This window comes from uncultured Corynebacterium sp. (assembly GCF_945649885.1).
Taxonomy (GTDB): Bacteria; Actinomycetota; Actinomycetes; order Mycobacteriales; family Mycobacteriaceae; genus Corynebacterium.
Genome location: NZ_CALZFS010000120.1, coordinates 1 through 8,729, shown reverse-complemented (window position 1 = coordinate 8,729; position 8,729 = coordinate 1). Strand labels below are relative to the sequence as shown.

5 protein-coding genes are annotated in these 8,729 nt (G+C 60.5%); all 5 read left to right on the top strand.

Going from position 1 to position 8,729, the window contains the following annotated elements; translation table 11 throughout:
• The coding region (locus tag Q0M74_RS11465) for an FAD-binding oxidoreductase (RefSeq protein WP_293954539.1) at positions 1-1,433 on the top strand (1,433 nt) is incomplete at its 5' end.
• Positions 1,434-1,485: 52 nt separating this feature from the next.
• Positions 1,486-2,247: a decaprenylphospho-beta-D-erythro-pentofuranosid-2-ulose 2-reductase gene (locus Q0M74_RS11460; RefSeq protein ID WP_293954537.1), complete on the top strand. Its 762-nt coding sequence runs from the start codon at positions 1,486-1,488 to the stop codon at positions 2,245-2,247.
• Between the two features lie 314 nt (positions 2,248-2,561).
• Positions 2,562-4,502: a galactan 5-O-arabinofuranosyltransferase gene (locus Q0M74_RS11455; protein ID WP_293954540.1), complete on the top strand. Its 1,941-nt coding sequence runs from the start codon at positions 2,562-2,564 to the stop codon at positions 4,500-4,502.
• Positions 4,495-7,968, top strand: coding sequence for an arabinosyltransferase domain-containing protein (locus tag Q0M74_RS11450; RefSeq protein ID WP_293954535.1), 3,474 nt, complete (start codon positions 4,495-4,497; stop codon positions 7,966-7,968). The genes Q0M74_RS11455 and Q0M74_RS11450 overlap by 8 nt, the downstream gene beginning before the upstream one ends.
• Before the next feature lie 160 nt (positions 7,969-8,128).
• Positions 8,129-8,729 (top strand): glutamate-cysteine ligase family protein (locus tag Q0M74_RS11445; protein ID WP_293954534.1); only part of this gene is annotated, 601 nt, incomplete at its 3' end.

The window sequence follows — 8,729 nt, the reverse complement described above, 5'->3', positions numbered from 1 at the left end:
CTTCGGCCGGTGCCCCCGGAGCCCTTCCACTAGAAGCCAAAAAACTGACCGGCTGGGGCCGTACCGCCCCGACCACTGCTGAAGTCCTGACAACCCCGGACCTCGATGTCATCGTCGAGGCCGTACGTCGGGTGGCAGAACAGAATGACTCCAAGCCCGCCCACCTCAAGCGTGGCGTCATTGCCCGCGGCATGGGACGCTCCTACGGCGACCCGGCACAGAACGCCGGTGGCCTGGTCATTGACATACAGCCGTTAAACAAGATCCACTCCATCGACCCGGAATCCGCCATCGTGGATGTGGACGGTGGTGTCACCCTGGACCAGCTCATGAAGGCCGCACTGCCCTACGGCCTCTGGATCCCGGTGCTACCCGGCACCCGTCAGGTCACCATCGGTGGCGCCATCGGACCCGATATCCACGGCAAGAACCACCACTCAGCCGGTTCCTTCGGTGATCATGTGGTCTCCATGGAACTGCTGGTCGCCGATGGCCGCATCCTGCACCTGGAGCCGGAGGGCACCGCCGAGGACCCCTCCGGAGACCTCTTCTGGGCGACCGTGGGTGGCATGGGCCTGACCGGCATCATCGTCCGCGCCCGCATCCGCATGACCAAGACCGAGACCGCGTACTTCATCGCCGACACGGATCGCACCAACAACCTGGATGAGACCGTGGAGTTCCACTCCGACGGTTCCGAGCACAACTACACGTACTCCTCCGCCTGGTTTGATGTGATCTCCCCCGAGCCGAAGCTGGGTCGCTCCACAATCTCCCGTGGTTCCCTGGCCACCCTCGCACAGCTGGAGGAACTCTCCCCCAAGCTGGCGAAGGACCCGTTGAAGTTCAACGCACCACAGCTGCTGACCGTCCCGGACATCTTCCCGTCCTTCACCATCAATAAGTACTCGCTGATGGCCATCGGTGAGGCCTACTACGCCATGGGCTCGCCCGCCAGGAACCAGGTGAAGAACCTCACGCAGTTCTACCAGCCGCTGGATCTCATCGGTGAGTGGAACCGTGGCTATGGGTCCAAGGGCTTTCTGCAGTACCAGTTCGTGGTGCCGATGGATGCCGTCGAGCCGTTCAAGGACATCATCCGCGACATGCAGAAGTCCGGTCACTATTCCGCACTGAACGTGTTCAAGCTCTTCGGTCCGGGCAACCGTGCCCCCCTGTCCTATCCGATGCCGGGCTGGAATGTCTGCGTGGACTTCCCCATCCGTCCCGGCCTGGGCGCCTTCCTTGATGAGCTGGATAAGCGCGTCATGGAATTCGGCGGCCGTCTGTACCTGGCCAAGGAATCCCGCACCTCCGCTGAGAACTTCCACACCATGTACCCAGGCATGGAAGGCTGGCTGAAGGTCCGCAATGAGATCGACCCGACCGGAGTTTTTGCTTCCGATATGTCACGTCGCCTCGAGTTGCACTAGCGGTTGCCCCAGATCTGCACATTCTTCTGCACTATTTAAGGAACACGAGCAAATGCTGAACGCTGTGGGCAAAGCCCAGAACATCCTCCTTCTGGGAGGAACCTCCGAAATTGGAATCTCTATCGTGGAACGTTTCCTCCAGCAGGGTGGCTCCCATGTCACCCTGGCTGCACGCAAGGATTCACCACGTCTTGAGGCTGCCGTGGCACAGATCAAGGCCGCCGGCGCCGACTCGGTGAAGGTCGTCGACTTCGACGCCCTGGACACCGACTCCCACCCAGCCGCCCTGGCGGAGGCCTTCGAGGAAGGTGACATCGATGTGGCCATCGTGGCCTTCGGTGTCCTCGGCGACAATGAAGCACAGTGGCGCACCCAGGCTGAAGCCGTGGAAGCAGTCTCCATCAACTACACCGCGGGTGTGTCCGTCGGTGTGCTGTTGGGCCGCAAGTTTGAGGAACAGGGACACGGCACCATCGTGGCCATGTCCTCGGTGGCAGGTCAGCGTGTCCGCCGCTCCAACTTCGTCTACGGCTCCGCCAAGGCTGGTTTCGACGGCTTCTACACGCAGATGGGCGAGGCCTTGCGTGACTCCGGTGCCAAGGTACTGGTCGTCCGCGCAGGGCAGGTCCGCACCAAGATGAGTGCGGAGGCAGGCCAGGCACCACTGACTGTCAACCGTGAGGATGTTGCCAACGCCGTCTACGATGCCGTGGTGGCCAAGAAGGACATCATCTATGTCCACCCACTGTTCCAGTACGTCTCACTGGCATTCCAGTTCATCCCACGGGCGATCTTCCGCAAGCTGCCGATCTAAGAATCGCCCACCGCCGCTGAAGAATTAAAGATTCCCAGCACCCCAGACCCCGCCGATGAAGTAGCGTCCACTGTCATCAGCGGGGTCTTGGTGCGTCAGGACACAGGCATCATCACTTTGTCCACCTGATGTGAAAGACTTCTAGCATGAAGAATTCCTCCGAACCCCATGAGGATCTGCACCCGGAACACACAGTTCTCCGGGAGACAGACGCGCCCCGTCCGGCCAAGGTACCCGCCGTGTCCGCACCGGGTGAAGGCGGCGCCACCACCCTCGAGGTGCATGAGTTCACTCCCGACCAGTTTGATCGGAGCATGACGGTGCTCTCCATCTTCCTGGCCGCCCTGGGTTCATTCGTATTCACCCTGGTCACCTGGTTGGTGCTGAAGCAGACCAGCCTGCCGGCCTTTGGAGCGTCCATGGTGACCCGTGCCCTGGCGACAGCCATGATCACCCTGACACTCGTGGCCGTGGGACTGCTGCTGTGGTGGTGGATTCGTGATGAGCGCAGCACCAACCCACGCTGGGCCCAGGAGGATCCACCAAAGGTCACACGTCCCCGCTGGCGGACAACGCTGACCTACCTGGTGTCTTATCTCAGCCCTGCCGCCATCGTGATCGCCGTGTTGGCCATCCCACTATCAGCCACCCGGCTGTATCTGGATGGTGTCAGCGTGGACCAGGGTTTCCGCACCCAGTATCTGACCCGCCTGGCCGATGACATCACCATCAGCGACATGGCCTATGCCGATATGCCCACCTATTATCCTCCGGTGTGGTTCTGGTTCGGTGGACGCCTGGCCAACCTGCTGGGTATGCCCGGTTGGGAGGTATTTCAGCCCTGGGCCATTATCTCACTGGCAGTAGGTGGTTGCGTCCTGGTCCCGGTATGGCAACGTCTGATCGGCTCCCTGCCGGTGGCCACGGCTATCGCCCTGGTCAGCACCTGCGTCATCCTGGTGATGAGTCCAGATGAGCCCTATGCGGCATTGGTGGCCATGGGTATTCCTGCGATGGTGGCACTAGCACCACGTATTCTGCGGGGCAATATCTTCGCACTGGTCGCTGGAATCCTCTTCCTCGGATTCTCTGCGATGTTCTACACCTTATTCACTGCAGTCATCGCCCTGTCCGTGGTGGCCATCACCGCGGTGGTGATGGCCACCATGGGACGAAACTGGAAACCCATCATCTGGTTGGTGGTGTTGGGGGTGGCATCGATAAGCATCGCGCTGATCACCTGGGCACCGTACCTGCTCGCCAGCCTGCAAGGCGCGGAGCAGAGCGGCGATACCGCCATGCATTATCTGCCCTATGAAGGCACGCAGCTACCCCTGCCGTTTCTCGCGCCGAGTGTGATCGGGCTGCTGTGTGTGGTCGGCGTGATCTATCTGGTGGTCCATCACCGCGATCCGGTGGTGCGCGCCATGGGGCTGTCGGTCGGCGTGTTCTATGGCTGGATCGTGACGTCGATGGTGGTCACGCTGCTGGGTAATACGCTGCTGGGTTTCCGTCTGGACACCCTGATCGTCCTGATGTTGGCCACCGCCGGTGTGCTCGGCATCGCCGATTTCCGCATCGCCGGAATCTACATGCTGTATCCAGAACGGATCACACCCCGGATCGCACAGGCCACCACCACGGTTCTGATGATCGTCGTTGCCGCGGCAGGTCTGAGTTACGCCCAGAGCATTCCGGAGCGTAACTCCTCCGCCATCGACCTGGCCTACACCGATACTGATGGTTATGGCGAACGCGCCGACCTCTATCCGCCGGGTTCTGCGCAGTACTACGTCAACATTGACATGCACCTGCAGAACCAGGGTTTCGAACCCGCAGAAACCATCGTGCTCACCGATGAACTGGATTTCATGTCCTATAACCCCTACCGAGGTTTCCAGGCTTTCACCTCCCACTATGCCAACCCACTCGGTGAGTTCGGCAAGCGCAACACCGCCATCGAGGAATGGGCGGCAGCCAGCTGGAAAGAACTCCAGGAACCGGAGGATTTTGCCGCAGCCATTGACAATGCCGAGTGGGCCGGGCCTGATGTGTTCATCTTCCGCGGTGACGCCGAGGGCATCGGTGACGACTCGCCAGGGTGGAAATACGACCTTGCGGAAGACATCTACCCCAACAATCCCAACGTCCGATTCCGGGGTGTTTTCTTCAACCCCGATGTGTTTACCAGTGCAGCAGCCCCCTGGCAGATTGAACAGATCGGGCCATTCGTAGTGGTGACGCGTGATGAGTGACACCTTCCGTGACGGCCGTGGAAGCAGAAGTTACCGGCCCGATACCGTAGACTCTTTGCCTGTGTCGGAAGTAGTTGAGTCAAAAAAAGAACAGGGTTCCGCGGGCAGCAGCCCGGCTGAGAGTCCCGTCAAAGTCGCCCCCGGATGGTTGAAGAGATTAGCCATCCTTTCTGGCCTTCTGGGACTACTGATGTTCCTGCTCACGCCATTCATGCCGGTGAATCAGGTGCAGTCTTCACTGTCCTGGCCGCAGAAGGATGGTCTGGCCAGCATCAATGCACCCTTGATCTCCTACGCTCCGCAGTCGCTTGATGCGAGCATTCCGCTGTCTGCCCTGGATAATCTCAATCCGGATCAGACATTGATCTTCGGAACGCTGCCGGAAGACAGTACGGATGCCACCAAGCGTGGTCTCTTTGTCCGCAGCATCGACGGCAACCTCGACGTGGTGGTGGGCGGTGAGGTCCTGCTGGACCTCTCGGAAACCGCAGTGGACAGGCTGCCGGATGACGCCATGCTGGACATCTCCTCCTACGAGGAGAACACCACCGCCACCATCCCCGGAACCGACCACTCCGGCGAGACCGGTGCCGACTCACGGCCCCAGGTGACCGGTGTCTACACCGAGCTTGTCGACGACCAGGCTTCCTACTCCTCCCTGACCGCTGCCGGACTGTCCGTGGACATCGAGGTAAACTCACGATTCACCTCCTCCCCGAGCGTGATCAAATACATCGTGATGTTCACCGGTCTGCTGCTAACCGTGGTGTCCCTCTGGACACTGCACCGCATGGACATCCTCGATGGCCGCAAGGTCCACCGCTTCCTGCCCGCCAAGTGGAATAAGTTCAAACCCCTCGACGGTGTGGTGACCTTCGTCCTGCTGTACTGGCACGTCTTCGGTGCCAACACCTCCGATGACGGCTTCATCATGAACATGGCCCGTGTCTCCCACAACGCGGATTACATGGCCAACTACTACCGTTGGTTCGGTGTCCCGGAATCACCCTTCGGTGCACCGTTCTATGACCTGCTAGCCCTGATGGCCTATGTCTCCACCGCCTCGATATGGCTGCGTCTGCCAGCCCTCATCTCCGCGTTCATCATCTGGTTCGTGCTTTCACGTGAAGTGCTGCCACGACTGGGGGCACGTATCGACGGCCGTCGTGTTGCCCACTGGTCCGCCGCGATGCTCTTCCTGGCGTTCTGGCTGCCCTACAACAACGGCACCCGCCCGGAACCGATCATCGCAGCCACCGCACTGCTGGCCTGGGTCTCCTTCGAGCGTTCCATCGCCTCCTCCCGCCTGCTGCCCGCAGCGATAGGTACCATCCTGGCCACCATCGCCCTGGGTGCAGGCCCCACCGGTCTCATCGCCGTGGCTGCACTCCTGGTCAGTCTCTCCAGTCTGATCCGCATCCTTTACCGTCGTCTCCCATTGCTGGGAGCCCCGCAGGGATCCTCCAGGGGCACCGTCTTCGTTGCCGTCCTGGCCATGTTGGCGCCTTTCCTGGCTGCTGGAACTGCCATCCTGATCGCCGTCTTCGGCGACCAGACCCTGGCCACCGTGATGGAATCCATCTCCGTGCGCTCAGAAAAGGGCCCCGCGCTGCCCTGGTACCACGAGTTCGTGCGCTACCAGACCCTGCTGGAACAGACTGTTGACGGTTCCTTCACCCGCCGCTTCCCCGTGATCATGCTGATCGCCTGCCTGGCCATCGTGGTCGCCTGCATCCTCCGCTACGGCCGCGTCATGGGCTCCGCCAAGGGACCAGCCCTGCGTCTGACCCTGGTGCTGTTCGGCACCATGTTCTTCATGATGTTCACCCCTACCAAGTGGACCCACCACTTCGGTGTCTACGCCGGTCTGGCCGGTGCACTCGCTGGTCTGGCCGCCGTGGGACTGTCCTATGTGGCCGTGAAATCTCCACGGATGAGAACCATCTCCATCGGTATCTTCCTCTTCCTCTTCGCCTTCGCCCTAGCCGGCACCAACGGCTGGTGGTACACCTCCAGCTACTCCGTACCGTGGTGGGACAAGACCATCCAGCTCAACGGCATTGAGGCACCCACCGTGGTGCTGATCATCGCGGTGATCGTCTTGATCGTCGGTGTGATTCAGTCCTTCATCAAGGACGTCAAGGTTGCCCAGGCGGAAACCCAGCACACCATGGGTGACTTCCGCTCCGAGGAAGCAGCAAAGGTGGCCCGCGCATCCCGGTTCAAGGGACTGCTTGCCTCCCCCATCGCCTTGGTTTCCGCCATCGTCGTGCTGATCTCCATGGGTTCACTGGGCAAGGCATTCGCCGACCAGTACCCCAACTACAGTGTCGGCCTGGGCAACATCCGTTCCCTTGGCGGCCAGACCTGTGGACTGGCCTCCGATGCCATGCTGGAAACCAACTCCAACGAATCCTTCCTCACCCCGGTCAACTCCCCCCTCGGCGAATCCCTCGAATCCGATGTGGCCCGCGGTTTCAGCGCCGCCGGTATCCCTGCCTACATCAACCAGGACCAGGCCTCCACCACCTCTGTCGGTGCGATTGCCGATTCCACCGATGAAGACACCGGCGGCGGCTCCGACGATGCCTCCGGCCAGTCCACCGGCAACACCGGCGGTCTCCGCGCAGATGCCGGCATCAACGGATCCAGTGCACGCCTGCCCTTCGATCTCGACTACACCCAGGTCCCAGTCGTCGGATCCTGGTCCGGCGGAACCCAGGTTCATGCCGAAATCACCACCGACTGGTACGAACTTCCAGAGCGAAGCAATGACGCCCCGATCATCGTGGTGTCTGCGGCAGGCCGTGTTGAACACTTTGACATCAACGGTGTCTTCCAATCCGGCCAGTCCCTCATGCTGGAATACGGCACCCTGGGTGCAGACGGTGAAGTCACCAACACCGGCGAAGAAATGATGTTCGACATCGGACCCGAGCCATCCTGGCGCAACCTCCGCCTCCCGGTCGACGCTCTGCCTGAGGAAGCCAACGCCATCCGCATCGTGGCAACCGACGACAACCTGGACTCTGACCAGTGGGTCGCCTTCACCCCACCACGCGTCCCGACCCTGGACTCCCTGGACAACATCATCGGATCCGAAACCCCAGGTCTGCTCGACTGGGCCGTTGGCCTCCAGTTCCCATGCCAGCGCACCTTCGACCACTATGCCGGCATCACTGAGATTCCTGAGTACCGCATCTCCCCCGACCATGGTGGCAAGTCAACCCTGACCCCATTCCAGGACTGGGCTGGCGGCGGTGCCATGGGCACTGCAGAAGCAGTGAACACCGCATACGAAGTCCCGTCCTACCTCAAGAACGACTGGGGCCGCGACTGGGGTTCCATCGAACGCTATGAACTGCGCACCAACTCGCAGAACGAAGCACCCCAGGTTGCCGACGTTGATCTGGAAACCCTCCAGCGCTCCGGCCTGTGGAACCCGGGCAGTATGAAGGTGGATTAAACCTTCCATAAGGAAAGGCTGGCGGAACCATGAACCGTTCCCCCAGTCTTTCTTTTTGCCCGATGTACGGGTTAATAATGGGCTGATAGCAGCACCCCCGGGGAGACCAGTTCTGTATCTTGCCCACCATCAGCACTCATTTTGTGGTTTATTCAGGTGCATGGGCGATCCACTAACCTCCATCAGATACACCCCTGAACAGCGCACACGCTACCGCCAGCTGCTCATGGAAGATCTTGAGATCTTCGACCGTCACCTCCAGCGGTCCGAGTTCGACGATCACGGTTCCATCGGTCTTGAACTTGAGTTGAACCTGGTTGATTCCAAGATGCAACCGGCACTGCTCGGTGCTGAGGTCCTCAGCCTCCTCGATGAGGAATTCCAATCCGAGATCGGCAATTTCAACGTCGAGCTCAACCACCCGCCACTCTCAGTACATCATGATGGTCTGGGACGCTTGGAAGATGGCATCACCCACCGACTAAACAGGGTTCGTGAAGCAGCGACAACCGCCGGTGCCCAGGTAGCGATGATCGGTACCCTACCCACCATCACCCCAGAATTTCTCTCTGATCCCTCCTGGATGACGCGGGAAAACCGCTACCGTGCACTCAGCAACGCAGTCATCGAATCACGTGGTGAACTCGTCCACATCAACTTCTCCGATCGTGAACACATCAACCAGGACTTCCAGGACATCGCCCCGGAGTCCACCTGCACCTCCATGCAACTGCACCTCCAACTGGCCCCCAACCGTTTTG